This window comes from Streptomyces sp. NPDC002884 (genome assembly GCF_040295245.1).
In the GTDB taxonomy this organism is placed as follows: Bacteria; Actinomycetota; Actinomycetes; order Streptomycetales; family Streptomycetaceae; genus Streptomyces.
Map to the genome: position 1 here is coordinate 18,367 of NZ_JBEOVB010000005.1, position 25,711 is coordinate 44,077.

Genomic DNA, 25,711 nt, shown 5'->3' on the forward strand with positions numbered 1-25,711 from the left:
CAGCCCACACCGCAGTACGAGCAGACCGTGCGCACCTGGGTCGTGGTCGCGCTGTCGGTCCGCGGGTCCAACGCGGCCACGGGCGCCCCTTTCCTTCTGACGATCAGCCTGGTGAGAGCCTTTGCAAGCCTCTGCGACGGTACGAACCGTGCATTACACAGGTGTCTCCCGGACCGGCCGCCGGGAGTTAAGCCCGGCGCACACCGGGGGGCGGGCGGATGTGAGCGAGCCGCTGCCGCCGCAGGTGGGCAGGCTACCCGGAGCCGCGAACGGACACGTTCGGCGTCCGCGGGGGGCCTCGTCCGTGGGGGCCTCGTCCGTGGGCGGGCCGCGTCCTAGCAGGGAGGGGGCCGCGTCCGCGCGAGGCGGGGGCCGCATCCACGCGAGGCGGGGGCCGCGTCCATGCGGGGAGCGCGTCAGCGTCCATAGGGGCGCGGCCCGTGGAGGGCCGGCCCATGAGGGGGGCGGCCCGCTAGGGGGGCGGCCCATGAGGGGGTCGGCGCATGAGGGGGTCGGCCCATGAGGGGGGCTGGTTCCGGCCGGGGTTCAGTGCGGGGGCGATCTCCCCCGCCGCGCCGCGCCGGCGGTCAGGTCCTGCCGCGACGGCCTATGCGGGCGGGGCTCGCGCCACCGCCCGCACAGGCCGTTGCCCACGGGCGGGAACGGTCCCGGCCGTTCCCGCTCCGCGTCCGGCGGATCACCGTGCTCTCCCGTGCCGTGCCCGAGAGAACGAGCCGGTCGAGCGAAGGCCCATGACGGACCGGGCGGCTCCTCGGCAGCTCCTAGGCGTAGGTCTCGAACTCGGCCACCCTCGGGGTGGCGGTCGAGCCCGTGATCTCGAAGGTGACCTTCTTCAGGGAGGTGGACGTGAAGGAGATGGTTCCCGCTCCGCTGCCCGAGGTCAGCACCGCCCCGGTGTCGGCGTTGAGCAGCCGCCAGGAACCGATGTTGCCGGTGGCGCCGGAGGCCTCCCTGATGTTGATCTTGGAGACGGTGGTCGCCGAGCCCCACTTGATCGAGATGGAACCAGTCGAGCCGCTCGGCGACCAGTAGGTGCTCGTGTCGCCGTCGCGGACGTTGCCGTAGCTGGTGCCGGACGCCTTGCTGGAACCGTCGGAGTCGGCGCCGATGCTCAGGTTGGTCCCGGAGGGCGTCGACGTCGCGGTGGCCGTCGGCGAGGCGGTGGCGGTCGGCGTGGCGGTGGAGGTCGACGTGGCCGTCGCGGTGGGCGTCGTCGCCGCGCAGTTGCCGTCCGACACCTTCAGGCCGTTGTTGGCGCCCGCCGTCGCGGTCACGATCGACGGCACGCAGGAGGCGGCGTCGAGGGTGTAGGCGTAGGGAATGCTGACGGTCGTGTTCGACGTCGGGTTCGGCCCGGCGGGGTTGTTGTCCTCACCCGGCTCCGACCAGGTCACGTTGTCGAAGATGTTTCCGCTGACCTGCCAGTATCCGGGCAGGTCGGTGTAGAAGGTGCCGAGGACGTCCTTGGAGTCCTTGAAGTAGTTGTTGTCGACCTTGGCCTTGCCGCCGGCCCGGGGGTTGATGCCCGATTCGTTCAGGCTGACGTAGTAGTTGTTGTAGACGTGGGCGGTGGCGCCGCGCAGCAGGGGCGTACGGGAGTCGATGTTCTCGTAACGGTTGTGGTGGAAGGTGACCGGCCCGTTGGCGAGGTCGCTGTCGCTGGAGCCGACGAGACCGCCACGGCCGGAGTTGCGCAGGATGCTGTAGGACAGGGTCACGTACTGGGTGCTGTCCTTCATGTCGAACAGGCCGTCGAAGCCCTCCGACTCACCGCCCGAGGCGATCAGCGTGGCGTGGTCGACCCAGACGTTGTGGACGTCGGACTCCATGCCGATGGCGTCACCGCCGTTGGAGGTGGGCGAGCCCGACTTCTTCACGTTCTGGACGGTCACGTTCTGGACGATGACGTTGCTGGACTGGCGGATATGGATGCCGATCTGGTCGAAAACGGCTCCGCCGCCGACGCCGACGAGGGTGACGTTGCTGATGCCCTTCAGCTCGATCACGCCGGCGGCGGTGTTGCAGCCGGCGCCCGACACCTTCGCGGTGTTGCCGACGGTGACCGTCCCCTCGACCTGGATGGTGATCGGGGTGCTGGTACTGGCCCGGCCGCACAGGGCCTCGTGGATCTGGGTGCCCGTGGTGGCCTTGACCGTCGTCCCGCCGGCGCCGCCGGTGGTGCCGCCGTTCTGAGTGGCGAACCCGGTCGCGCCGGCGGCGGCCGCCGACGCCGTGGGCATACCCAGGACCACGCCTGTCGCCGCCGCCAGGGCCAGCGTGCCGAGTGCCGCGGAGAGTCGCAGAGCGACTGGCTTTCTCATCCTCGCCTCGTCTTTCGTCATCGCGTACCGGGGGTGCCGCGCACGTCCGTGCGGGATTCGAGGGCCGAGGGCCGTCGAGGGCGCGCACCCATGCCATGTCCATGCCATATATGTGCCGAAGCAGGCCCCTGCCCGTCCGATCCGCATGCCGTTCTCGTCGCGGGCCGGAAGGGACGGTGCCGTTGATGTGGCGACGGCAGCACCGCCGCGGTACCTGTTGTGCCGTGGCGCCCGTGACGCCTGTGGTGTCAGCGGTGCCGGTGGTGTCCGTGGTGCCGGTGGTGTCCGTGGTGCCTTTGGTGTCAGTGGCGCCTTTGGCATCTGTGGTGCTGTTGGTGCCAGGGGTGCCAGCGGTGCGACCGCCGCGCGTGCGGGTGACGCGGTCGGCGCCAGGCCGTCGAGGCGCATGCCTGCCAGGCGATGCGGACGAAGGCACCACTGAGGGCGGGACGGCCGGGGGAACGGGGCCGTACAGGTCCCGGCCGACCCCTGATACGGGTGCCCGCCACCGCGGCCACGGCGACGAGCGCGATGCGTCCGCGCCCCCGGAGCGCATCCCGGAATCCTGGCGCGTCGACATTCTCGGTGCGGTCAGCCCTGGTCAGCCTTGCGCCGGATCGGTTGCGGCACGCGGGCTGACCCACGGCCGATACCGCGGGCCGCTTTCTCCGGCACGGTCAGCAGGTGCCGGGAAAGCGCTTTCTCCCCGTGAGGATAGGGCGGCCACTACCGGCTGACAAGTATGTGAACGCTGATCGACTGGTCAGACATCCGCCCCTGCACGACGGAAGCATCCCCTGCACGACAGGAACACCCTCCGCACGGCGGGAGACCCGGCCCCGGTGTCCCGCACAGTCCGGGGTTCATGTACGTGAACTCCAGCGGGCGTGGTGCAGGGTGGCCGGCCGTCGGTGTCGTCAGGCGACTGCCAGGAGGATGGCCGTGTACTGCGCGGTGAAGGCGGCGATGGTCAGGGCGTGGAAGACCTCGTGGAAGCCGAACCAGGCAGGTGAGGGGTCGGGGCGTTTGAGTCCGTAGACGACCGCACCCGCCGTGTAGAGCAGACCGCCGACGATGACGAGTACGACGACCGCGGTGCCGCCGGCGCGTGCGAAGTCGGGCAGGTTGAAGACGGCCACCCAGCCCAGGGCGATGTAGCACGGCGTGTACAGCCACCTCGGAGCCCCGATCCACAGGATGCGGAAGGCGATGCCGGCCAGCGCGCCCGCCCACACCACGGCCAGCAGCACTCGCTGCCGGCTCTCGGGCAGCAGCAACACCGCCAACGGGGTGTAGGTGCCCGCGATGATCAGGAAGATGTTCGCGTGGTCCAGCCGCCGCAGGACCGCCTCCCCGCGCGGGCCCCACGTTCCGCGGTGGTAGACCGCGCTGGTGCCGAACAGCAGGCTGGCCGACAGCGCGTACACCGTGCAGGCCGCCACCGCGGCTGCCGAGCGCGAGACGACGATCAGGACGATGCCGCCGGCCAGCGCCAGGGGGAACACGCCGGCGTGCAGCCAGCCACGCATCTTCGGCTTCAGCACAGCCGCCGCGCGCTCCACCCCGCTTTCCAGGCCGGCGACAGTCCGCCCGGCGGTCCGCCGACCGGTCGGGCCGGGGGGTGCGTCGGTCGCCGGGGGGCGCAGGGCGTCGAGTGTGGCGTCGGGGGCGGGCTGGGGATCCCGTCCGGGTACCGGCGGTTGGGCGTCTTCGGCGATCATGCGCTCTTATTCTGAAGTCGGCGGTGGGGGCGGCCCGGCGCGTCGTTGGAACCTGTGGTTCAGGTGTCGACTGTGTGCCGGGAGGGGGCGCGGCGGTGTTCGGCGTCGACGCGCCGGGCTTCTTCGAGCCGGTCCTCGAGGATGACGATGCGGCAGGCGGCCTCGACGGGCGTGTTGTGGCCGACGAGTTCGCGGGCGCGGGCGGCGATCCGCGGCCGGTAGCGGGAGCAGTAGGGGTAGGGGTAGGGGTAGGGGTAGGGGCGCTGTCCGCCCCCGGACCGCGGCAAGCTAGTGCGGCGGGCCGTGCCGATGGCACGCGGGAAGCCCTGCGTGGCACCGAGCATCTCCGCGGCCCGGCAGCCCATCGGGTCAGCGGAACAGCCGTCGTCGTCGAGACGGCCGAAACAATCGCCTGCTGTCACCTGCACCTCTTCATGGAACGCGGAGAGGAGCCTTGGCACCGTACGGCGCCAAGGCCCGAAAGAACTACTACACCATCCGCCGGCCCCGCTCCCGTGCCGGCCTTCTGCCACCGCACACCCGACCCGCCTGCAACCGCTCTGGCTCCGGAACTCCACCGCCGCACCGTCCTGCGCACTGCAACTGCGGTACCGCCGCCCGACAGTTCGCGTCCGCCGGACCCTCCTGCCTCTCCGGCTTTTCGGGCTCGGTGCGGTGAGGAACGACCGTGGAGCGCCGCTCCGCCGAGTGCCTGCCCTGCACCTCGAACGCCGCCTGCGCCGTCGCCGTCCCGACTGCGAGTACGGGACTCCAGGATCGCGAGAGCCCGGGACTCCAGGATCGCGAGAGCCCGGGACTCCAGGATCGCGAGAGCCGGGACTCCAGGGTCGCGAGCCGGAGACTTCAGGGCTGCGAGAGCCGGGACTCCAGGGTCGCGGGTCGGAGGCTTCAGGGCTGTGAGTGCGGGACTCCAGGGCCGTGAGCGGGGGCGTTGCGTCCGGTTGCGGCGGGACCCTTTGCCAAAGCCTGATGGCATGGCCGCGTCAAATCTGTCAGGCTTCCGGCAGCCGTCGCGCACCGCCCTCCGGCACACCCACGCCGTCGGGGACAGCCACCGAGCAGGCCGGAAACCCGGCCGCCGCAAAGGAGCCACGTGTGAGACCCACCCCCCGCAAGGCCTTCGCCACGAGCGCGCTCACCCTCGCCGCGCTGGCCGCCGTCTCGCTCCCCGCCACACCCGCGGCAGCCGCGCCGGAGCGGGCCGCCCCGGTCGCGACGGCGCCCGGGACCGCCGCCCCCGCGACAGCCGTCGCAGCGGACGGAATCGCCTCCACGAGCGTCGCAGCGCCCGGCAGCGCGGCTGTCGCGCCCGCAAAGGCGGCTGCCGCGGCCGACGCCTGCACACCGGCCCAGGTGGTCACCAACGGTGGCTTCGAGAGCGGCGTCTCGCCGTGGACCCAGTCCTCGACCAGCGTGATCACCAGCCGCACCGGGCAGAGCGCGCACGGCGGCACCGCCTTCGCCTGGCTGGACGGCGTGGGCAGCACCCACACCGACACCCTTTCGCAGAGCGTCACGATCCCGTCCGGGTGCGCCGCCGCCACCCTCACGTTCTGGCTGCACATCGACACGGCCGAGACGACCTCGTCCACCGCGTACGACAAGCTGACGGCCAAGATCGGCACGACGACGCTGGCCACGTACTCGAACCTCGACAAGAACACCGGCTACGTGCAGAAGTCGTTCGACGTGTCGGCGTTCGCGGGCCAGACCGTGAGCCTCGCCTTCACCGGCACCGAGGACTCCAGCCTCCAGTCGAGCTTCGTCCTCGACGACCTCGCGCTCAACACCTCCGGCGACACCGCTCCGCCCGCCGACTCCACGCGCACCCCGGCGGCGCCGTCGTACACCGTCAGCCTGACCAGCAACACGGCCGGCACGGTCTGGACCGGGCACGAGAGCGCGACCTTCACCAACGCCTCCTCGACCGCGCTCAGTGAGGTGTACCTGCGGCTCTGGGACAACTACCACGGCACCTGCACCTCGATGCCGATCGCGGTCAGCAACGTCACCGGCGGCACGGCGGGCGCCCTCTCCGTGGGCTGCACGGCCCTCCAGATCACGCTCGCCAGTCCCCTGGCCCAGGGGCAGAGCGCCACGATCGGCTTCGATCTGGGTATCACCGTGCCCAGCGGCGCCGACCGGTTCGGCTACGACGGGGCGTTCAGCTTCATCGGCAACGCGCTGCCCCTGCTGGCGGTGAAGGACGGGACGGGCTGGCACCTGGACCCGTACACGAACAACGGCGAGTCGTTCTACTCGCTGGCCGCGGACTTCAGGGTGACCCTCGACCACCCGACCACGCTCCTGGTGCCGGCCACCGGCGCCTCGGTCGACGTTGCCGGCAGCAGCGGCCGCACCGTCACCACGGCCACCGCCACCAAGGTCCGCGACTTCGCTTGGGCGGCCGGCCCGTTCAGCAAGATCTCCGGCGCCTCGACCGCCGGGACACCGATCAACGTCTACTCCGTCACCGGCATCAGTTCGGCCAACGCGCAGTCGATGCTCACCACCGCCAAGACCGCCGTGGACGCGCACGCCTCCCGCTTCGGCGCCTACCCGTACGGCGAGTTGGACGCCGTCATCGACAACAACTTCTGGTTCGGCGGCATGGAGTACCCCGGCTTCGTCCTCGACCTGGTCAGCACCACGGCGCTGACCCATGAGATCGGCCACCAGTGGTGGTACGGGATCGTCGGCGACGACGAGTACAACAGCCCCTGGCTGGACGAGTCGTTCACCGACTACGCCACCGACCTGGCGCTGGGCAAGACGGGCACCAGCTGCTGGAGCAGCGTCTCATGGGCCTCGTCGGCGGAGAAGATCACCAACTCGATGGCCTACTGGGACACGCACTCCTCCCGGTACTCCACCGTCGTCTACGGCTACGGCAAGTGCGCCCTGCACGACCTGCGGCGGCTCATCGGCGACACCGCGATGGCCAAGCTGCTGAAGGACTACGCCACTTCGCACTGGTACGGCGTCTCCACCACGGCCGAGTTCAAGGCGGCCGCCCAGGCCGCCACGACCACGGACCTGACGTCGTTCTGGACCACCCACCGCATCGAGGGCTGACCCGGCTCGGGCCACCGTCGATCGCCCAACGCCCAACGCCCAACGCCCAACGCCCAACGCCCAACGCCCAACGCCCACCGGCTCCGGGGGTGACGCCGGACGGCGTCACCCCCGGAGCCGGTGCCGGTCGTCGCCCCTCGCGGTCCGGTCAGTGGATCAGCTCGGCGAACACCTGGTACGCCTTGTCGTCGAAGAGCACGAACCGCACCTCTTCGACCGCCGTCCGCGCCGTGCGCACCGCCTCGACCGCGATACGGGCGGCATCCGCCATCGGCCAGCCGTACACCCCGGTCGAGACGGCCGGGAACGCGACGGTACGCGCGCCCAGCTCGTCCGCGACCTCCAGCGACGCGCGGTAGCAGGAGGCCAGCAGGGAGGGGTCGCTGCCGGAGGCCTGGTACACGGGGCCCACGGTGTGGATCACCCAGCGCGCGTCCAGTTCCCCCGCGGTCGTGGCGACCGCCCGGCCGGTGGCCAGGCCCTTGCCGTAGTGGGAGGCGCGCAGCCGACGGCAGTCGGCGAGGATCTCGGGGCCGCCCCGGCGGTGGATGGCACCGTCGACGCCACCGCCGCCGAGCAGCGAGGAGTTGGCCGCGTTGACGATGGCGTCCACGGACTGCCGGGTGATGTCGCCCTGGACGATGGTGATCGTGGTCATGACGGTGTGTATACCAACGGGAACCGGCCGTCCGCTCAGCTTTGTTGCCGCAGCCTGCGCCATACGGCCTTCGCCGCGTTGTGGCCCGACATCCCGTGCACGCCGGGTCCGGGTGGGGTGGCCGAGGAGCAGATGAAGACGGCCGGGTGCGGAGTGGCGTACGGGAACGGCGTCAGCTTGGGACGCAGCAGGATCTGGAGTCCGGAGACCGCTCCGGAGGCGATGTCCCCGCCCACGTAGTTGGCGTTGCGGGCGGCGAGTTCGGCGGGGCCCGCGGTGGCACGGGCGAGGACCCGGTCGCGGAACCCCGGTGCGAAGCGCTCCAGTTGGCGTTCCATGGCGTCGGTGAGATCGCCGGTCCAGCCGCTGGGCACATGGCCGTAGGCCCAGAAGACGTGCCGGCCGGCCGGGGCCCGGCCGGGGTCGACGACACCGGGCTGCACCGTGATCATGAAGGGCCGGTCGGGCGCCCGGTCCTCCCGGGAGACCGCTCTGAGGGCGGCGCCGATCTCCGCGCTGTCCGCGCCGATCTGTACGGTGCCGGCGGCGCGGGCCTCCTTCGCGGTCCACGGGACCGGACCGTCGAGCGCGTAATCGATCTTGAAGACGCCGGGTCCGTACCGGTATCCCTCGTAGTAGTTGCCGAAGCCGGCGATGCGGCCGAGCGCGGTGGGCGAGGTGTCGAAGATGTAGGCGCGGGCCGGGGGCAGGTCGTCGAGGCGCTTGACCTCGTAGTCGGTGTGGATACTGCCGCCGAGATCCTTGAGGTAGGCGGCGAGGGCGTCCGAGATGGACTGGGAGCCGCCGCGGGCCACCGGCCAGCCGCGGGCGTGCGCGGCGAGGGCGAAGACCAGGCCGATGGCGCCGGTGGCGAAGCCGCTCAGCGGGGCCATGACATGCCCGACGAGTCCGGCGAAGAACGTCCTGGCCCGTTCGTCGCGGAAGCGGCGGATCAGCCAGCTGGACGGGGGCAGGCCGACGAGGCCGAACCGGGCCAGGGTGACCGGGTCGCGCGGGAGCGCGGTCAGCGGCAGTGACATGAAGTCGCGGGCCAGGGTGTCCCACTTGGGCAGGAAGGGCTCGACCAGCCGGCGGTACGTGCCCGCGTCACGCGGCCCGAAGGAGGCGGCCGTCTCGGCGACCGACCTCGACAGCACCGCGGCACTGCCGTCGGGGAAGGGGTGGGCCATGGGGAGCTCGGCGTGCAGCCACTCCAGGCCGTAGCGCTCCAGGGGCAGCGCGCGGAACGCGGGTGAGTTGATGCCGAGGGGGTGCGCGGCGGAGCACGGGTCGTGGTGGAATCCCGGCAGCGTGAGTTCCTCGGTGCGTGCTCCCCCGCCCACGGTGTCCCGCGCTTCGAAGATCGCCACGGAGAAGCCACGCCTGGCCAGCTCCACCGCCGCGGTCAGCCCGTTGGGCCCCGCTCCCACCACGACCGCATCGAGCATCGACGGCACTTCGACCCCTTCGTCAGCCGGTGACCTCCGTAGACCGGTGGCCCCCACAAGCAGGATATGCCGGGGGTACGACAACACCTGCGGCACGGGGCCCTCGAAACATCCCCGAATGCCACGATCGAACCGTCCCGGGAGGGCGTCCGCAGGGCTCTGCGTACAGGTCCCGGACGCGGCCCAGGGTCTCCCGACGCGGCAGGGTCCGGCTCGCGCCCGGCCGGAGCGGCGTCAGTCCCGTCGAGATCGCCGCGCCGGAATCTCCCCGGCCCGCCTCACCTCGGGTCCGGCCCGACGCCCGACAGCAGTCCCGCCACGCGGCGGGCCGTCGCCGCGTCCCGGGCCGCCGTGAACGGCAGGGAGTTGCCGCCCGTGACGCGGAACGGCCCGCCGTCGAGAGTGAGATGGGCACCGCCCGCCTCCTCGACCAGCAGCAGGCCGGCCGCATGGTCCCAGGCCGCCTCCCAGGAGAACGCCGTGGCGTCCAACTCGCCCCGGGCTATGGCGAGATACTCCAGCCCGGCCGATCCGCACGCGCGCGGTGCGACGCCGTCCGTCCACACACCCAGCAGGGCACGCTTCTGCTCGTCGGTCGTGTAATCGGGGTGGGACGTGGCCACCTCGAGGTCGCGGCCCGGCTCGGGCGGACCGGCGAACAGTCGCTCCCCGTCCAGGAAGGCGCCGCCGCCGCGGACGGCCGTGGCCAGCTGGTCGCGGGCGGGAGCGTAGGTCCAGGAGGCGAGCAGGACGCCGTGCCGGACGAGCGCGACCAGGGTGCAGAAGCCGTCGTCGCCGTGCACGAACTGCCGTGTCCCGTCGACCGGGTCGACGATCCAGACCGGCGCGTCGCCCTGTATCGCCCCGTACGTGGCCGGGTTGGCGTGCACGGCCTCCTCGCCGACGACGACGGAGCCGGGCAGGAGAGCGCCCAGGGCCCGTGTGAGGTACAGCTCGGCATTGCGGTCGGCGTCCGTCACCAGGTCGTGGGGTCCGCTCTTCTGGTCGACCTCGTGCGCGCCGAGCTGCCGGAAGCGGGGCATGATCTCGGCCGCGGCGGCCTTGCGGACCGCCTCCTCCACGTCGGCCGAGTGGCGGGCGAGAAACTCGTCGATGGTTTCCGTGTCTACGATCATGCCTCCATGAGAGCACGCCCCACTGACAATCCCCACCTGCCCGGTGCATCCCGGGTGGAATCGGGATGAAGAACGGGAACGCGTCCCTCCGCTCACCCGCGTAAGCCGCGCTCCGCGCACCCGCATCCGCCGCCCTCCGCTCAGCCGCGTAAGCCGCGCTCCGCGCACCCGTGCCGCCGACCCGCCCCCGCACGCGCGTCTCGGCGATCCGCCCCGCACGCGCGCCGGAGACCCGGGCCGGAGACCCGCGCCGCCGACCCGTGCCGCATCCGCGTCAGCGGCCCACCGCGTATCCCTGCATCCCGCGCGGGTTCGCGGCGGCGAGCAGGATCCCGGTCTCCGGGTCGCGGGCGACCGCGCACAGCCGGCCCTCGGACCACGGGTCGCCGAGGGTCACGTCATGGCCGCGTCGGCGCAGCTCCTCCACCACCCCGGACGGCATCCGGGACTCCACGGTGACGCTGCCCGGCCGCATGCCGCGCGGATAGAAGGAACCGGGGAAGGCGTCGTTGTGCCAGTTCGGAGCGTCGATCGCGCCCTGGAGGTCGAGACCGCCGCGCACCCGCGGGCGGAGCGCGACGGCCAGCAGGAAGTGCAGCTGCCACTGGTCCTGCTGGTCCCCGCCGGGGGTGCCGAACGCCAGCACCGGCACCCCGTCGCGCAGCGCGATCGAGGGGGTGAGGGTGGTGCGGGGGCGGCGGCCGGGCGTCAGCGAGTTCGGCAGGCCCTCCTCCAGCCAGGTCATCTGGAGCCGGGTGCCGAGCGGGAAGCCCAGCTCGGGCACGACCGGGTTGGACTGCAGCCAGCCTCCGCTGGGCGTGGCGGCGACCATGTTGCCCCAGCGGTCGACGACGTCGAGGTGGCAGGTGTCCCCCCGGGTGACCCCGTCCGCGCCGACCTCCGGTTCGCCCGGGACGGGGTACGTCGTGTTCTTGGCGACCGTCGGCTCGCCGGCGCCCAGGGAGCCGAAGGCGGGGTCGTCGCCGGTGACCACGTACGCGTGCCTGCTCAGCCGCGGGACACGCCCGCCGGGGCTGCCGGGCCGCAGCTCGTACGACGCCTTGTCGCCGATCAGCCGGCGCCGGTCCGCGTTGTAACCGGCGTCGAGCAGCTCGCCCAGCGGGACCTCGGCCGCGTCGCCGTACCAGGCCTCACGGTCGGCCATGGCGAGCTTGCAGCCCTCGATCAGGAGGTGGACGTAGTCGGCGGAGCCGTACGCGGGCAGCTCGGGCGGGAGCAGGGCGAGCTGCTGGAGCAGGACCGGGCCCTGGCTCCAGGGGCCGGCCTTGCACACCGTCCAGCCGTTCCGGTCGTACGTCGCCGGTGCCTCGTAGGACGCGGACCAGGCCGCGAGATCGGCGGCCGTGAGCGTGCCGGCGTGGCGCTCCCCGCTGGTGTCCATGGTGGGCCGCGCGGCCTGCCGGACGAGGGCCTCGGCGACGAACCCGGTCCGCCACACCGCTCGCGCGGCCTCGATCCGCGCCTCCCGGTCGCCCGCCCCGGCGGTCTCGGCGAGCAGTCTCCTCCAGGTGGCGGCGAGGGCGGGGTTGCGCAGCAGCGCGCCGGGGCGCGGCGGCCTCCCGTCCGGCAGGTACACCTCCGCCGACGAGGTCCACTCCGTCTCGAACAGCCCCCGTACGGTCTCGACGGTCGCGCCGACGTTCTCCACGGGCGCGTGCCCGTGTTCGGCGTATCCGACGGCGTACTTCAGTACGTCGTCGAGGGACTTGGTGCCGTGGTCGCGCAGCAGGAGCATCCAGGCGTCGAACGCGCCGGGCACGGCCGCGGCCAGCGGTCCGGTGCCGGGGACGAGGTCCAGGCCGAGTGCCCGGTAGTGGGCGACCGTCGCGCCCGCCGGCGCCACTCCCTGCCCGCACAGCACGCGCACCTCGCCGCCGGCCGGGGCGAGCAGGATGGGGACCTCCCCCGCGGGCCCGTTGAGATGCGGTTCGACGACGTGCAGCACGAAGGCGCCGGCGACGGCCGCGTCGTAGGCGTTGCCGCCGCCCTCCAGGACGGCCATGGCCGACTGCGAGGCCAGCCAGTGGGTGGAGGACACCATGCCGAAGGTTCCCTGGAGGGTGGGGCGGGTGGTGAACACGGGGGGCTCCTCACTGCGCTGCGACCGCTCTCCCGGGATCGTACGCACCAGGCGCCGCGCGCCCGCGCCGTTCCCTGGCCCGTGCCCCATGAACAACCGCGATGTCCCGGTTGGTTCGGGCCCCTTCGTCACCGCGCAGCCACGGAGCGAGTTCACGCTTCCGCCCCACAGGGAGTCGTGTGACACTGGCGTCTCCTGTCCGCACTGCGGACCCCGTCCGCACCGTCCCCCACGAAAGTGCGCCGTGCGCTCACTCCCACTGCCGCTCGCCCTCACCGCGCGCCTGACCCCCGTGGTCGTGCTCGCCTGCGCGGGCTGGGCGATGTCGTCCGGGCCCCTCACCGAAGAGCAGGACACGGCGGCCAAGGACACGCAGAAGACCCAGTCCGAGAAGACGTCCGGACCCTCCTCCACGGCCGTGTCCAAGACGTACGCCGCCGCGCCCGCACCGTGCACCAGCGTCGCCGCGAAGACGGTCACCGCACTCGTGCCGGCCGCCAAGACGGCGGGCAAGGAGATCCCGTCCACGGACACCGATCTGCGCCGCACCTGCTCCTGGAACGCGCTCAAGGGATACGACTACCGGTGGCTCGACATCTCCTTCGAGATCACGGAGTCGGACGACGCGGCACAGACCTCGTACAAGGAGCGGACCGGCGAGAAGAGCGGCGGCGGCGCGGTCCCGGGGCTCGGTGACGAGGCGTACTCGGTGGTGAACCTCACGACCGAGGACAAGCAGCAGACCCGTGAGGGCATCGTCTTCGCCCGGGTGTCCAACGCGCTGGTGGTCGTCAACTACAACGGCAGCGACTTCGAGACGAAGAAGGCGCCCAGCACCGACGAGATCAACAAGGGCGCGATCAAGGCCGCGAAGGAAGTGGTGGCCGCCCTGCTGAACGGCAAGAAGAGCTGAGCGCTCCCGTCGCACCTCGCGCAGACCGAGCCGCACGGGCCGAGCCGCGCAGACCTGGCCGCACAAAGCACGACGCACGGACCGAGACGGGCGAACGGCCGGAGGAGCGCGGTCGCTCCTCCGGCCGTTCGCGCACCGTCCGTCAGACGGCGTCCTGTTCCTGTTCCTGCCGTGGGGGCAGCAGCAGCATCAGGGCCAGATACAGCACCATCGAGGTGCCGAGCCCGACCGCCCAGCCGTAGTCGGCGAGGGATTCCAGCGCCGGGATCGGCCGTCCGTCGACCAGCGGCTTGAAGCTGGCGCCGCCGACGGCGAGCACTCCGCCGGTCACGAAGGCCACCACGGCCCGCCAGTTCCAACCGCCGTCGTACCAGTAGCGGCCGCCCGTGCGGTACAGATCGGTCAGGTCGAGCTTGCCGCGGCGCAGGATCCAGTAGTCGGCGATGAGGATGCCGGCGACCGTGCCCAGCAGACCGCCGACCAGACCGAGCCAGGTGAAGATGTATCCCTGCGGGTCGGAGTACAGCTTCCACGGGAAGATCAGCACGCCGAGTACACAGGTGGCGAGGGCGCCGGTACGGAAACTGATCTTCCGGGGCGCGATGTTGGAGAAGTCGAAGGCCGGCGAGACCAGGTTGGCCGCGACGTTCACGGACAGGGTCGCCACCAGCACGGTCACCAGCGCGAACAGCAGACCGAAGACGTTGTCCGTCTTGGCGGCGAGCTGTACCGGATCCCAGATCGTCTCGCCGTACACGGCCTGCGAACCGGAGGTGACCATCACCGACAGCAGCGCGAACAGCGTCATGGTGGTCGGCAGACCGAGCGCCTGTCCCCAGGTCTGCGCTTTCTGCGACTTTCCGTACCGCGTGAAGTCCGGGATGTTCAGCGACAGCGTCGACCAGAAACCGATCATGCCCATCAGGGAAGGCCAGAACAGCTTCCAGAAGTCGCCGCCCCAGCCGAGCTTGGACGGCTGGTCGAGCAACGGGCCGAAACCGCCTGCCTTGTTGCTCATCCAGATCAGCATGACCAGCGCGCCGACCAGGACGAACGGCGCCGCCCAGTTCTCGAAGCGGCGGATCGTCTCCATGCCCCGGTAGATGATCGCGACCTGGATCGCCCAGAAGATCGCGAACGACAGCCACATCGTCCAGGCGTAGCCGCCGATCTCACCGGCGTCGCTCCAGCCGTTTCCGATCAGTTTCCCGGCGAGGAAGTAGATCGCCTCGCCGCCGATCCAGGTCTGGATGCCGAACCAGCCGCAGGCCACCAACGCCCGTACGACGGCGGGCAGGTTGGCGCCGCGGACCCCGAAGGAGGCGCGGGCGAAGACCGGGAAGGGGATCCCGTACTTCGGCCCCGCGTGCCCGGTGAGCAGCATCGGGACCAGCACGATGACGTTGGCCAGGGCGATGGTGAGCACCGCCTGCTTCCAGTCCATGCCGACGGCTATCAGACCGGAGGCGAGCGTCCACGACGCCGTGTTGTGGGCCATGCCGACCCACAGCGCGGAGAAGTTGTACGTGGTCCAGGTGCGCTTCTCCACGGGGACCGGAAGCAGGTCCTCGTTGGCGTAGGGGCCGCTGGGCTGCGGCGAACCAGGGGCGATCTCCACCCGGCCGTCGGCGAGGGTGACTTGTGAAGTCGGCGGTATGGCCGTGGGAGCGGTGTCGGTCATGGGCAGGCCAATCAAACGAGGGGCGGATCCGGAAAGGCCGTGCGGGCTCCGGCCCCCTCCTCCGGGACGTCGGAGGAGGGGAGAACTGGAGTGGGGGGATGGGGAGTCGAGCGGTTTCCATGGTTTTCCGACGCCCTACGGCGGTCCGTGACGCCGTAGGGCGGCCGTGACGCCGTAGGGCGGCCGTGACGCCGTAGGGCGGTCCGTGCGCGCGGGTCAGCCGTTGACGGCCGGGATCACCCGCGCCCCGTAGGCGTCGATGGTGGCCTCCTGGGCGTCGTGCATGTCGTAGACGGCGAACTGGTCCACGCCGAGCGCACGCAGCGCCTCGAGCTTCTCGATGTGCTTCTCGACCGGGCCGATGACGCAGAACCGGTCGACGATCTCGTCGGGCACGAACGCCGTGTCGGGGTTGTCGGCCCGCCCGTGGTGCGAGTAGTCGTACCCCTCACGGGACTTGATGTAGTCGGTGAGTTCGTCCGGTACGGCGGCGGAGTGCTCGCCGTACTTGGACACCAGGTCGGCGACATGGTTGCCGACCATCCCGCCGAACCAGCGGCACTGCTCACGCGCGTGGGCGAGCGCCTCGGGCGAGTCGTCCTCGGTGACGTACGCCGGTGCGGCGACGCAGATCTTCACCTCGTCGGGGTCACGGCCGGCGGCGACGGCGGCGTCCTTGACGGCCTTCACCATGTACTCGGTGAGATAGAGGTCGGCGAGCTGGAGGATGAAGCCGTCGGCCTCCTCGCCGGTCATCTTCAGCGCCTTGGGGCCGTACGCGGCCATCCAGACGGGAAGTTGCGCGTCCTCCTTGATCCACGGGAACCTGACGACCGTGCCGCCGAGGTCCGCCTCCTGGCCCGAGCCGAGCGCCCTGATGACCTTCATGGCCTCGCTGATCCGGGCGAGCGTGTTCGGGGCACGGCCGGCGACCCGCATCGCGGAGTCGCCGCGGCCGATGCCGCACACCGTGCGGTTGCCGAACATGTCGTTGAGGGTGGCGAAGGTGGAGGCGGTGACCTCCCAGGTGCGGGTGCCCGGGTTGGTCACCATCGGGCCCACCGTCAGCCTGCTGGTGTTCGCCAGGATCTGGCTGTAGATCACAAACGGTTCCTGCCAGAGCACGGCGGAGTCGAAGGTCCAGCCGTACGTGAAGCCGTTGCCCTCGGCGCGCTTCATCAGCTCGACGACCTTCGAGGCCGGCGGGTCGGTCTGCAGGACGAGTCCGAAGTCCATGTGCGCTGCTCCTAGTTGAGGTACTGACAGGTGGAGCGCGGGGTGTAGGCGCCGTGACCGGCGTGTCCGGTGTACTCCCGCTCGGTGATGACGAGTTCGCCCCGCGACAGGACCGTCTCGACGCGGCCGGTGAGCCGCTTGCCCTCGTACGCCGAGTAGTCGACGTTCATGTGGTGCGTGTCCGCGGAGATGATCTGCTCGGCGTGCGGGTCGTAGATCACGACGTCGGCGTCGGCGCCCGGCGCGATGGTGCCCTTCTTCGGGTACATGCCGAACATGCGGGCCGGGGTGGCGCAGGCGATCTCGATCCAGCGGCGGCGGCTGATGTGCCCGTCGACGACGGCCTGGTGCAGCAGGTCCATCCGGTTCTCGACCCCCGGCAGACCGTTGGGGATCTTCGAGAAGTCGCCCCGGCCGAGCTCCTTCTGGCCCACGAAGCAGAAGGGGCAGTGGTCGGTGGAGACGACCTGGAGGTCGTTGGTCCGCAGGCCCTGCCACAGCTTGGCCTGGTGCTCCTTGGGCCGCAGCGGGGTCGAGCACACGTACTTCGAGCCCTCGAAATCGGGTTCCGCGAGGTTGTCCGTCGACAGGAACAGGTACTGCGGACAGGTCTCGCCGAAGACGTTGAGCCCCTCGTCGCGCGCCCGGGCCAGTTCCGCAACCGCTTCCATCGCCGATACGTGCACCACGTACAGCGGAGCACCCGCGACCTGCGCGAGTTTGATGGCGCGGTGGGTGGCCTCGGCCTCGAGGAGGGCCTTGCGGACCTCGCCGTGGTACCTCGGGTCCGTCTCGCCGCGGGCCAGCGCCTGCTCGACCAGGACGTCGATGGCGATCCCGTTCTCCGCGTGCATCATGATCAGTCCGCCGTTCTCGGCGGAGCGCTGCATGGCGCGCAGGATCTGACCGTCGTCGCTGTAGAAGACGCCGGGGTAGGCCATGAACTGCTTGAAGGAGGTGACGCCCTCCTCCACCAGCAGGTCCATCTCCTTCAGCGTGTCCTGGTTCACGTCGGAGACGATCATGTGGAAGCCGTAGTCGACGGCGCAGTTGCCCTCGGCCTTCGCGTGCCAGGCGTCCAGCCCCTCGCGCAGGCTGCGTCCGACGCTCTGCACGGCGAAGTCGACGATGGTCGTCGTGCCGCCCCAGGCGGCCGCCCGGGTGCCGGTCTCGAAGGTGTCGGAGGCGAAGGTGCCGCCGAACGGCAGCTCCATGTGGGTGTGGACGTCGACTCCGCCCGGGATCACGTACTTCCCGGTGGCGTCGATGACCCTCTCGGCGGTCCAGGCCCCGGCGGCCGTGGTACCGGAGGCGGCGAGGGCGGCGATACGGCCGTCCTCGATCAGGACGTCGGCGTGGATCTCGTCGGACGCGGTGACGACGAGGCCGCCGCGGATGACGGTACGGGTGCTCATACGTGGACGCTCCGCTGGGTTGTGGTCGTGGCATGCGGGTCGTTCGAGGCCGGTCGCGCCCCGCGGCGGAGCCGCCCACGGGCGCTGCCCCGCGTCCCGGACGGGGACGCGGGGGCCTCGGGTCTTACGGTGCGGTCAGCGGGCCGTAGGCCTCCGGGCGACGGTCCCGGTAGAACTGCCAGCGGTCGCGGACCTCGCGCAGCTTGGCCATGTCGAGGTCGCGGACGACGAGTTCGCTCTCCTTGTCGCTCGCCACCTCGCCGACGAACTGGGCCTCCGGGTCCACGAAGTACGAGGTCCCGTAGAAGTCGTTGTCGCCGAGTTCCTCGACGCCGACCCGGTTGATCGCGCCGACGAAGTACTCGTTGGCGACGGCCGCCGCCGGCTGCTCCAGCTGCCACAGGTACGCGGACAGACCACGCGAGGTCGCCGACGGGTTGAAGACGATCTCGGCGCCCTCCAGCCCCAGCGCGCGCCAGCCCTCGGGGAAGTGGCGGTCGTAGCAGATGTAGACGCCCACCTTGCCGACGGCCGTCTCGAAGACCGGCCAGCCCACGTTCCCGGGCCGGAAGTAGAACTTCTCCCAGAAACCCTTTACCTGCGGGATGTGGTGCTTGCGGTACTTGCCGAGGTACGAGCCGTCGGCGTCGATCACGGCGGCGGTGTTGTAGAGGACGCCCGGCTGCTCCTCCTCGTACATCGGCAGCACCAGGACGATGCCGTGCTCCTTGGCGAGCGCCTGGAAACGCTTGACGATCGGGCCGTCCGGGATCTGCTCGGCGTACTCGTAGAACTGCGGGTCCTGGACCTGGCAGAAGTACGGTCCGTAGAACAGCTCCTGGAAACACAGGACCTGAGCACCCTGCGCGGCCGCGTCGCGGACCGCCTGCTCGTGCACCTGGATCATCGATTCCTTGTCGCCGGTCCAGGCCGTCTGGAAGACGGCGGCACGGATCACTCTGCTCATCGGGACCTCCGGTCGCTCGGTGTACGAGGAGCCTAGGAAGCCGGGGAGCCCGCTTTGAGTTGCACGGTGTCACGCCTGCGGGCGTCCGGCGTGCCACCGTGTCACGTCTTGCCGGACCCATGTTTCACCACCGTTTTCCCTGGTCGTTCCATGTTTCGGAGCTGTTGCCCGCGGTGCGCGGTCAGCCCTGTTGCGCGTCGTGCGCGAGAAGCGCGATGTGCACCGAGGCGGCCTGTTCGAAGTCGTCGAGGTCCACGCCCAGCCGCCCCTCTATCGCCTCCAGCCGTCGGTACAGCGCGGGCCGGGAGACATGGTGGAGCTGGGCGGTGCGGGACTTGTTGCGGCCGGTGGCCAGATAGGTCCGCAGCACGGCGAGCAGGTCGTCCCCGGCCGCGCACAGCAGCCCGTCCAGCTCCCGCTCGGCGAAGGACTGCACATGCGGGTCGTCCCGCAGCAGCCGGACCAGGCCGCGCAGATGGACGTCCTTGAGGCGGACGACGGCCGGGAGGTCGAGGGCGGCCGAGGAGTCGGTCACGGCGTCCGCGACATGCTGGGCCTCGCGCAGCCCGGCGGGCACGTCGTCCCAGACGGTGCGCGGGTCGGCCGCCGCGACGACCGTACGGCTCTCCCCCGACTCGGTCCGCAGCCGGGCGGCGAAGTGCGCGGCGAGTGCCCCGGCGTCCTGGTCGCGGGCGAGACTGAGCAGTACGGCGGTGGCCCCGTCGGCGAGCTCGGCGACCAGCCCGGGCAACCCCAGCAGGCGGAGCATGCGCTCGAGTTGGGCGGGATCGCCGTCACGGACGACCAGCGGGACGAAGGTCCGCCGGTTGACGGGGAGCCCGGCCGCCCGGGCCCGGGGCAGCAGTTGCCGGGCCGGCACGACCCCGGAGATCAGGTCGGTGAGCAGGCTCTGCGCGGACTGCTCCTCCCAGGTGTGGGCGGAGGTGCCGCCGAGCATGCGGTGCAGGACGAGGGCCTCGGCGGCCCGGTCGGCCAGGAGCCGTCCGCCGGCGGTGTCGCCGCGGTGGCCGCAGAGCATGATCTGCCCCCAGCGCTCGCCGCGTCCGCCCAGCTCGGCGCGGATCCAGCCGTCGCCCTCGCTGCCGCCGGCCTGGCGGGCGATGCGTTCCCAGTCCCGCAGCACGTCGTCGACCGCCGACCGCTCCCCCGCCGTCGCGAGCACCCGGTGGGCGAGGTTGGTGACGACGACGGGACAGGCGGCGTGCTGGGCGATCACGTCGAGCAGCAGTTGCAACGGGGCGCCCGCGGTGATCAGTCCGGTGAGGGCGGTCCGTACGGCCTCGGACAGGCTGACGGCGGCGAACTTCCGCCGGACCAGCCGGGACTGGACCTCTTCCGTCAACTCGGCGAAGGGGAAGGGGCGGTGGAGTACGACCATCGGCAGTCCGCACCGCTCGGCGGCGCGCCGCATCACGGCCGGCGGGGCCGGGAACGCCCGTCCCAGCCCCAGCACCACGGCCGCGGCCTCCGCGCGGTGCAGGGACTGGATGTACTCGGTCTGCGCGTTCTCGTCACCGGCGAGCAGCACTCCGGTGGTGAGGACCATCTCGCCGCCGCTGAGCATCACGCCGACGTCCGCGGCCTCGGCGACGTGCACCCAGCGCACCGGCCGGTCGAGCTGGCCCGCGCCGGCCACCACCTCGGGCTCCCCGGCCAGCACCCTTTCCAGGGCCAGGACCTGACGGACCGACAGGGCGGGTTCCAGGGGCTCTACGGGCCCCCAGGGCTCCAGGGTGATGGTCATTGCGTTGTGTTCCCTTGGCTCAGGCCTGCGCTACTGCGTGCTCCTCAGCGCGCCTTCGAGGATCGCGGCGCCCTCCTCGGCCTCCGCCACCGTCAGGGACAGCGGCGGGGCGACGCGCAGGGCGCTGGTGTCGTGGCCGCCGCCCTTGCCGATCAGCAGCCCGTCGGCGCGGGCCGCCTCCAGCACGGCGGCCGCGCGGTCCGGGTCCGCCCGGTCGGTGCCGGGTTTCGTGAGCTCGACGCCGATCATCAGGCCGCGCCCGCGCACCTCCCGTACCCCCGGATCCTGGGCGGCGACGGCCCGCAGCCGCTCGATGAGCAGGCCGCCGACCCGCCGGGCGTTGCCCTGGAGGTCGTGTTCCAGCAGGTAGGAGAGGTTGGCGAGGCCGGCCGCCATGGTGACCTGGGTGCCGCCGAACGTGGAGATGCTGTTGGCGTCCAGGCAGTTCATGATCTCGGAGCGGGCGATGACACCGCCGATGGACGTGCCGTTGCCGATGCCCTTGGCGAAGGTGACGATGTCCGGCGGCCCGCTGCGACCGTGCGCCTGCCAGCCCCAGAAGTGCTCGCCGGTGCGGCCCCAGCCGGTCTGCACCTCGTCGGCGATCCACAGGATCCCGTACTCGTTCAGCACGTCGCGGAATGCCGCGTACAGGCCGTCCGGCGGCGAGGTGAACCCGCCGACCCCCTGGATGGGCTCGGCGATCAGGGCCGCCGGCGGGCGGGTGTGACCGAGCAGGTCCCTCAGGTCCGCGACGCAGGCCTCGATGAACTCGGCGTCGGAGAGAGCGGCGAACGGACCGCGTCCGCGTACCCCGCCGTGCACGTAGAGCGTCTGGAGCGGGGACAGCGAGGTCGGCGACCAGCCGCGGTTGCCGGTGATGCCGACCGCGCTGAAGGAACGGCCGTGGTAACTGTTGCGCATCGCCAGGACGGTGTTGCTGCGCCGGTGGGTGGTGGCGAGCAGGAGCGCCGTGTCGTTGGCCTCGGTGCCCGAGGTGGTGAAGAAGACGCGGGCGTCGGGGATGCCGCTGAGGTGGGCGATGCGCTCGGCGAGGTCGACCATGGGCCGGTTGAGATAGAGCGTGGAGGAGTGGATGATCCGCCCGGCCTGCTCGCTCACCGCCTTGGTGACCTCGGGCAGCGCGTGCGCGGTCATGGTGGTGAGGATGCCGCCGAAGAAGTCGAGGTACTTGTTGCCCTCGGCGTCCCAGACGTGCCGGCCCTCGCCGTGGGTGATCTCCAGCGGGTTCTCGTAGTAGAGGGCGAGCCAGTCCGGCAGGACCTTGCGGTGGCGGGCGTGGAGGTCGCTCACGGCTGCACCAGCCCGTCGTAGGCGTCGGGACGGCGGTCGCGGTAGAAGGCCCACTGCTGCCGGACCTCCTCGACCAGGTCGAAGTCGAGGTCGCGGACCACGAGTTCCTCGTCCTTGTCGCTGGCGACCTCGCCGACGAACCGGCCGCGCGGGTCGACGAAGTACGAGGTCCCGTAGAAGTCGTTGTCCCCGTACTCCTCGACGCCGACCCGGTTGATCGCGGCGACGAAGTACTCGTTGGCGACCGCTGCCGCGGGCTGTTCCAGCTGCCAGAGGTGGGCGGAGAGGCCGCGGTGGGTGGCGGACGGGTTGTAGACCAGCTGGGCGCCGTTGAGACCGAGTTGGCGCCAGCCCTCCGGGAAGTGCCGGTCGTAGCAGATGTACACGCCCACCTTGCCGACGGCCGTGTCGAAGACGGGCCAGCCGATGTTGCCGGGCTTGAAGTAGTACTTCTCCCAGAAACCCTTTACCTGCGGGATGTGGTGTTTCCGGTACTTGCCGAGATACGAACCGTCGGCGTCGATCACGGCGGCGGTGTTGTAGTAGAAACCGGACTGCTCGACCTCGAAGACCGGCACGACGACGACCATGCCCGTCTCGCGCGCGAGCTCCTGCATACGACGCACGGTCGGCCCGTCGGGGACCGGCTCGGCCCAGCGGTAGTGCTCCGGCTCCTGGACCTGACAGAAGTAGGGAGCGTTGAACACCTCCTGGAACCCGATGATCTTCGCGCCCCGGCGGGCCGCCTCGCGGGCGTGCTCCTCGTGTTTCGCCACCATGGACTCGGTGTCGCCGGTCCAGGTGGCCTGGACGAGTGCGGCACGTACGACGTTGGCCATGAGCTGCTCCTTCGACGGGACGTCAGAGCCTCTACGCCCGTAGACGAAGGTCGTAGAGGGACGAACGTAAGCCTCCGGGACGGGCTTGCCAAGACCATCGTCGTTAACCCGCCGAGTCGATCGCGTTTCACACTCCGGTGGGTGAGTCGCGGGGCGTACGGCGTAAGGGGTGACCGGGTCAGGCGGTGAAGCCGGCGACCCGGAGGGCGTGCACCAGGTCCCAGTGGCGTTCCTCCGACACGGACCGGGCGGCCTCCAGCACGAGGGGGACGAGGGTCTGCGGGGCCGGGGCGACGCTGCGGGCGGCCTCCTCGGGGGTGCGGACCCGGACGTAGGCGTCGAGCAGCGCGCGGACCTCGCGCCGCCGGCCCTCCTCGACCAGGCCGAGGACGGCCTGTCCGATCTCGGCGGCGGGCCGGGCGACGCCCTGGCGCAGGATCTGCTCGCCGTCGGCCGTGCGCCCCACCGCGACCAGCGCGTCGGCCGCGGCGACGAGCCGGTCGGCGGGGAGGGAGGCGGCCTCCCAGAGCAGGGTGGTCCAGTCGGCGGTGAGCCCGGCGCGCTGGAGTTCGGCGGCGAGCAGCGGGATGCGGGCGGCCGGCCAGTAGGCGAGCTCGACGAGCAGGGCGTGCGCCTCGCCGCTGCGGCCCTCCCCGCGCAGGCGCACCAGCCGCTCGACCGTCTCGACGGTCTCCCGTCGGGCCACCGTGTCCAGCGGCTCACGGCGCGGCTCGGACCGCTGCCCGGTCTGCTCGGCGGCCCCGGCGAAGCGGGCGCCGCGCGGGGTGCGGCGCCCGGTCGGGGCGGGCGCGGGCGTCACCGGTTCGGTGTCGGGCGGTACGTCGACGGAGGTGGCGTCCTCCTCCTCGGCCAGGCCGGCGAAACGGGCGCTGCCGCGGCGGCGCTTGCGCTGTTTGGGGACGGGGGCCGCGGCGGGGGCGGGGGTGTCCTCGGCGGGAGCGGACCGGGAGGCGGGGGCGTCGGCCGCCGGGGCCTCGGCCTCGTACGCGCCGGCCGTCGGTCCGGCCAGGTGCTCGGCGGCGTCCCGGCCGACCGGGACGTCGTACCCGGTGGGGGCGTCGTACCCGGTGGGGGCTCCATGGGCGGCAGGCGTCTCGTAGGCGGGGTCGGCGGCGGTGCGCGGGGCGGGCCCGGGGCGCGCGCCGGTCGCCGGGAGCCGGTCCGACTCCGCTATCCGGTAGCGGAGTTCGGCGCACCGCGCGGTGGCCCGTTCATGGTCGTCATGGGCCCAGGCGAGGTCGAGACGGACGGCGTCGGCCTGTTCCCGGGTGGCCGCGGACGGGAGCCTGCGCCCCAGTTCGGCCAGCCGTTCGGCCGCGTAGCGCTGTTCGCGGAGCATGACGTCGAGCCGGTCGCCGAGGGCGTCGCGGCCACCGGGCCGGGCGTCGTGGGCGGCGAGAGCGGCGGCGTGCAGGGGCCGGACCCGTTCCGCCTGCTGCTCGGCGACCTCGGTCCCGTACTCGGCGGCGAGGTCCTGGAGCACCGCCTCCACCACGTCCCAGGGCGGCACCTCCCGCCCGTCGAGGCAGGCCTGCATGCCGTCGGGATCGCGTTGCCAGAACACCGCGCACCAGCCGGCGCCCTGATCGAGGCGCGACAGCAGCCCGTTCAGGTAGCTCGCGAACTCCCGTACCCGGCCCGGGAGTTGATCCACAGCCATCGCTCGACTCCCGCCCCGACCGGAACACTCCGGTTCGTAGAAAACACCAACCGTGTTACAGCGCGGCTACGGCCGGTTTTCGAAACCGACGCGACGACATGCGCGTGCGATCCCCACCGGGCGCGGACAGCGACCCCAGGGTGTCACGCGGGGGCGGGCACGCACAGCCCCGCCAGCTCGTCCATCGACAGACCGAGCACGCGGGCGAGCGCGGCGACGGTGAAGAACGCCGGGGTGGGGGCGCGGCCGGTCTCGATCTTGCGGAGGGTCTCGGCGGAGAGGCCGGCGCACGCCGCGACGTCGGCCATGCTCCGTCCGCCGCGGGCCTCGCGCAGCAGCAGACCGAGCCGCTCGCCGCGTTCGCGTTCTTCCGGGGTGAGGGGGGTGCGCACCATGACGCCATTCTAATACCGGTATAGTAATTGGCATGGTGGAGCTCAAGACAGACACATCGATCGAGGCCATGTACGCGGCGGGACAGGTCGTCGCGCGGGCACTGACAGCCGTACGGGACGCCGCCGACGTGGGCGTATCCCTGCTGGAGCTGAACGAACTGGCACAAGACGTGCTCCGGGAGGCGGGGGCGACGTCCCCCTTCCTCGGCTACCGCCCGTCCTTCGCCATGACCCCCTTCCCGGCGGTGCTCTGCGCGTCCGTGAACGACGCGATCGTGCACGGCATCCCCACCGGCTACCGGCTGCGCGACGGCGACCTCCTCTCGGCCGACTTCGGCGCCACCCTCGACGGCTGGGCCGGCGACTCCGCGATCAGCTTCGTCGTGGGCACGCCGCGCCCGGCGGACGTCCGGCTGATCGAGACCGCCGAGCGCGCCCTCGCGGCCGGCATCGAGGCGGCGGTCGTCGGCAACCGCATCGGCGACATCGCGCACGCGATCGGCACGGTGTGCCGGTCGGCGGGCTACGGCATCCCGGAGGGCTTCGGAGGGCACGGAATCGGCCGCCACATGCACGAGGACCCCTCGGTCCCCAACGAGGGCCGCCCGGGCCGCGGCTACCCGCTGCGCCACGGTATGGCCATCGCGATCGAACCGATGCTGATCGCGAGCGGCAAGGACGGCTATCACGAGGCCGAGGACGGCTGGACCCTGTGCACGAACGACGGTTCGCGGGCGGCCCACGCGGAGCACACGGTGGCGATCACGGACAGCGGACCGAGGATCCTCACCGAGCGCCGGTAGAACCGTTCCGCCGAGGGGCGCGGGGCCGCGCCGGTCAGCGGCTCCGGGGCGTGGGCGGGACCGGCCGCGCACGATCCGCGGACGCCGTGCGGCGGCGGGTCCCAGGACATGCCGCGCCCTGCGGATCGTGCCATCGTGGTGTAGCCCGGCACGGATGAGGTCACCCGTCCGCGCCGGCAGCGCAAGACGATCGAACGGAA

General features: G+C 71.6%; 19 protein-coding genes. 3 read left to right on the forward strand and 16 right to left on the reverse strand.

The annotated features are described in order from the left end of the window. Positions 1 to 782: 782 nt before the first annotated feature. From ABT070_RS12675 to ABT070_RS12685, 3 genes are all read right to left on the reverse strand, one after another. Positions 783 to 2,342, reverse strand: coding sequence for a pectate lyase family protein (locus ABT070_RS12675; RefSeq protein WP_351758615.1), 1,560 nt, complete (start codon positions 2,340 to 2,342; stop codon positions 783 to 785). 917 nt (positions 2,343 to 3,259) lie between these two features. Next, the gene (trhA, locus tag ABT070_RS12680; RefSeq protein WP_451101581.1) at positions 3,260 to 4,063 is read right to left on the reverse strand and encodes a PAQR family membrane homeostasis protein TrhA; all 804 of its coding nucleotides are present in this window, start codon (positions 4,061 to 4,063) and stop codon (positions 3,260 to 3,262) included. 59 nt (positions 4,064 to 4,122) lie between these two features. Beyond that, positions 4,123 to 4,485, reverse strand: a complete 363-nt coding sequence (locus ABT070_RS12685) for a MerR family transcriptional regulator (protein ID WP_351758618.1) — start codon at positions 4,483 to 4,485, stop codon at positions 4,123 to 4,125. Positions 4,486 to 5,179: 694 nt separating this feature from the next. On the opposite strand from ABT070_RS12685, the gene ABT070_RS12690 reads away from it, so the two are divergent. After that, on the forward strand, positions 5,180 to 7,159 hold the full coding sequence (locus tag ABT070_RS12690; protein WP_351758621.1) for a M1 family metallopeptidase: 1,980 nt from the start codon (positions 5,180 to 5,182) through the stop codon (positions 7,157 to 7,159). Between the two features lie 148 nt (positions 7,160 to 7,307). On the opposite strand, the gene ABT070_RS12695 is transcribed toward ABT070_RS12690, so the two are convergent. The 4 genes from ABT070_RS12695 to ABT070_RS12710 form a co-directional block, all read right to left on the reverse strand. Continuing rightward, complete coding sequence (locus ABT070_RS12695; protein WP_351758623.1) at positions 7,308 to 7,817, reverse strand: O-acetyl-ADP-ribose deacetylase; 510 nt, start codon at positions 7,815 to 7,817, stop codon at positions 7,308 to 7,310. A gap of 35 nt (positions 7,818 to 7,852) precedes the next feature. Continuing rightward, positions 7,853 to 9,265 carry a phytoene desaturase family protein gene (locus tag ABT070_RS12700; protein ID WP_351758626.1) on the reverse strand — a complete coding sequence of 471 codons (1,413 nt, stop codon included), beginning with the start codon at positions 9,263 to 9,265 and terminating at the stop codon, positions 7,853 to 7,855. A 278-nt stretch (positions 9,266 to 9,543) separates the two neighbouring features. Then, the gene (locus ABT070_RS12705; protein ID WP_351758629.1) at positions 9,544 to 10,401 is read right to left on the reverse strand and encodes an inositol monophosphatase family protein; all 858 of its coding nucleotides are present in this window, start codon (positions 10,399 to 10,401) and stop codon (positions 9,544 to 9,546) included. 274 nt (positions 10,402 to 10,675) lie between these two features. After that, a complete protein-coding gene (locus ABT070_RS12710; RefSeq protein ID WP_351758631.1) occupies positions 10,676 to 12,502 on the reverse strand; it encodes a gamma-glutamyltransferase family protein in 1,827 nt (608 codons plus the stop codon). Positions 12,503 to 12,746: 244 nt separating this feature from the next. Here ABT070_RS12710 and ABT070_RS12715 point away from each other — a divergent pair, with 244 nt between their 5' ends. After that, positions 12,747 to 13,415: a hypothetical protein gene (locus ABT070_RS12715; RefSeq protein WP_351758633.1), complete on the forward strand. Its 669-nt coding sequence runs from the start codon at positions 12,747 to 12,749 to the stop codon at positions 13,413 to 13,415. A gap of 142 nt (positions 13,416 to 13,557) precedes the next feature. Here the strand turns inward: ABT070_RS12715 and ABT070_RS12720 are convergent, their stop codons facing one another. From ABT070_RS12720 to ABT070_RS12760, 9 genes are all read right to left on the reverse strand, one after another. Continuing rightward, on the reverse strand, positions 13,558 to 15,096 hold the full coding sequence (locus ABT070_RS12720; RefSeq protein ID WP_351758635.1) for an NCS1 family nucleobase:cation symporter-1: 1,539 nt from the start codon (positions 15,094 to 15,096) through the stop codon (positions 13,558 to 13,560). 216 nt (positions 15,097 to 15,312) lie between these two features. Further along, a complete protein-coding gene (locus ABT070_RS12725) occupies positions 15,313 to 16,332 on the reverse strand; it encodes a TIGR03842 family LLM class F420-dependent oxidoreductase (protein WP_351758637.1) in 1,020 nt (339 codons plus the stop codon). Positions 16,333 to 16,343: 11 nt separating this feature from the next. Continuing rightward, positions 16,344 to 17,747, reverse strand: coding sequence for a dihydropyrimidinase (hydA, locus tag ABT070_RS12730; protein WP_351758640.1), 1,404 nt, complete (start codon positions 17,745 to 17,747; stop codon positions 16,344 to 16,346). A 124-nt stretch (positions 17,748 to 17,871) separates the two neighbouring features. Beyond that, the gene (locus ABT070_RS12735) at positions 17,872 to 18,714 is read right to left on the reverse strand and encodes a nitrilase-related carbon-nitrogen hydrolase (RefSeq protein WP_054243088.1); all 843 of its coding nucleotides are present in this window, start codon (positions 18,712 to 18,714) and stop codon (positions 17,872 to 17,874) included. A 181-nt stretch (positions 18,715 to 18,895) separates the two neighbouring features. Further along, positions 18,896 to 20,479 (reverse strand): PucR family transcriptional regulator, encoded by a 1,584-nt coding sequence (locus ABT070_RS12740; RefSeq protein WP_351758643.1) that lies wholly within the window; start codon positions 20,477 to 20,479, stop codon positions 18,896 to 18,898. A 30-nt stretch (positions 20,480 to 20,509) separates the two neighbouring features. Beyond that, positions 20,510 to 21,793: an aspartate aminotransferase family protein gene (locus ABT070_RS12745; RefSeq protein WP_351758646.1), complete on the reverse strand. Its 1,284-nt coding sequence runs from the start codon at positions 21,791 to 21,793 to the stop codon at positions 20,510 to 20,512. Continuing rightward, the gene (locus ABT070_RS12750; protein ID WP_351758649.1) at positions 21,790 to 22,632 is read right to left on the reverse strand and encodes a nitrilase-related carbon-nitrogen hydrolase; all 843 of its coding nucleotides are present in this window, start codon (positions 22,630 to 22,632) and stop codon (positions 21,790 to 21,792) included. Before ABT070_RS12750 ends, ABT070_RS12745 begins: the two co-directional genes overlap by 4 nt. Before the next feature lie 178 nt (positions 22,633 to 22,810). Next, entirely contained in the window at positions 22,811 to 24,313 is a 1,503-nt protein-coding gene (locus tag ABT070_RS12755; RefSeq protein ID WP_351758652.1) for a hypothetical protein, read from the reverse strand. Positions 24,314 to 24,456: 143 nt separating this feature from the next. Further along, entirely contained in the window at positions 24,457 to 24,708 is a 252-nt protein-coding gene (locus ABT070_RS12760; RefSeq protein WP_351758655.1) for a helix-turn-helix domain-containing protein, read from the reverse strand. 32 nt (positions 24,709 to 24,740) lie between these two features. Between ABT070_RS12760 and map the strand changes: the two genes are divergently transcribed. Further along, complete coding sequence (gene map, locus ABT070_RS12765) at positions 24,741 to 25,511, forward strand: type I methionyl aminopeptidase (protein WP_351758657.1); 771 nt, start codon at positions 24,741 to 24,743, stop codon at positions 25,509 to 25,511. Positions 25,512 to 25,711 lie beyond the last annotated feature (200 nt).

What these genes read in the sequence shown, in the direction of transcription:
- ABT070_RS12675 (WP_351758615.1), bottom strand. Translation starts at nt 2,342, where the DNA reads ATGAGAAAGCCAGTCGCTCTGCGACTCTCCGCGGCACTCGGCACGCTG.
- trhA (WP_451101581.1), bottom strand. Translation starts at nt 4,063, where the DNA reads ATGATCGCCGAAGACGCCCAACCGCCGGTACCCGGACGGGATCCCCAG.
- ABT070_RS12695 (WP_351758623.1), bottom strand. Translation starts at nt 7,817, where the DNA reads ATGACCACGATCACCATCGTCCAGGGCGACATCACCCGGCAGTCCGTG.
- ABT070_RS12700 (WP_351758626.1), bottom strand. Translation starts at nt 9,265, where the DNA reads ATGCTCGATGCGGTCGTGGTGGGAGCGGGGCCCAACGGGCTGACCGCG.
- ABT070_RS12705 (WP_351758629.1), bottom strand. Translation starts at nt 10,401, where the DNA reads ATGATCGTAGACACGGAAACCATCGACGAGTTTCTCGCCCGCCACTCG.
- ABT070_RS12720 (WP_351758635.1), bottom strand. Translation starts at nt 15,096, where the DNA reads ATGACCGACACCGCTCCCACGGCCATACCGCCGACTTCACAAGTCACC.
- ABT070_RS12725 (WP_351758637.1), bottom strand. Translation starts at nt 16,332, where the DNA reads ATGGACTTCGGACTCGTCCTGCAGACCGACCCGCCGGCCTCGAAGGTC.
- hydA (WP_351758640.1), bottom strand. Translation starts at nt 17,747, where the DNA reads ATGAGCACCCGTACCGTCATCCGCGGCGGCCTCGTCGTCACCGCGTCC.
- ABT070_RS12735 (WP_054243088.1), bottom strand. Translation starts at nt 18,714, where the DNA reads ATGAGCAGAGTGATCCGTGCCGCCGTCTTCCAGACGGCCTGGACCGGC.
- ABT070_RS12740 (WP_351758643.1), bottom strand. Translation starts at nt 20,479, where the DNA reads ATGACCATCACCCTGGAGCCCTGGGGGCCCGTAGAGCCCCTGGAACCC.
- ABT070_RS12750 (WP_351758649.1), bottom strand. Translation starts at nt 22,632, where the DNA reads ATGGCCAACGTCGTACGTGCCGCACTCGTCCAGGCCACCTGGACCGGC.
- ABT070_RS12755 (WP_351758652.1), bottom strand. Translation starts at nt 24,313, where the DNA reads ATGGCTGTGGATCAACTCCCGGGCCGGGTACGGGAGTTCGCGAGCTAC.
- ABT070_RS12760 (WP_351758655.1), bottom strand. Translation starts at nt 24,708, where the DNA reads ATGGTGCGCACCCCCCTCACCCCGGAAGAACGCGAACGCGGCGAGCGG.
- map (WP_351758657.1), top strand. Translation starts at nt 24,741, where the DNA reads ATGGTGGAGCTCAAGACAGACACATCGATCGAGGCCATGTACGCGGCG.